Annotated in this window: 1 protein-coding gene; it reads left to right on the top strand. The window is 63.3% G+C overall.

Annotated features, from left to right (window positions below; genetic code table 11):
* On the top strand, nucleotides 1-306 hold a 306-nt coding region (locus tag AC0L2B_RS00115), incomplete at its 5' end, for a transposase (RefSeq protein WP_473743621.1).
* Nucleotides 307-373 lie beyond the last annotated feature (67 nt).

Here is a 373-nt window from a genome sequence, read left to right as displayed (position 1 = left end):
CAGGCCAAATACCCGAAGCTGGTGGATTGGGTGGAGAACAACATCGAGGAGACGCTGAGCTTCTATCGGCTGCCGCTGCCGCATCACAAGCACATGAAGTCGACGAACATGCTGGAGCGGCTGAACCAGGAGATCAAGCGGCGCACCCTGGTCGTCCGCATCTTCCCCAACCCGCAGAGCTGTCTGCGGCTGGTTCGGGCATTGGCGGTGGAGATCCACGAGAACTGGCTCGAGGCGACCCGCTACCTCAACATGGATCATCTGCGCGAGCACAAGAAGGAGAACCTGAGGGCACTGGCCGCCTGAGACGCGGCCGCCATGTCCGCCGCTCCGCTAAACACGGGGGCTGCGCGGCGGACACGCCAACGTCACC

Source organism: Mesorhizobium sp. WSM4815 (genome assembly GCF_055811575.1).
The sequence above is the reverse complement of the archived record's forward strand: the minus strand, read 5'-3'. Positions and strand labels throughout refer to the sequence as shown.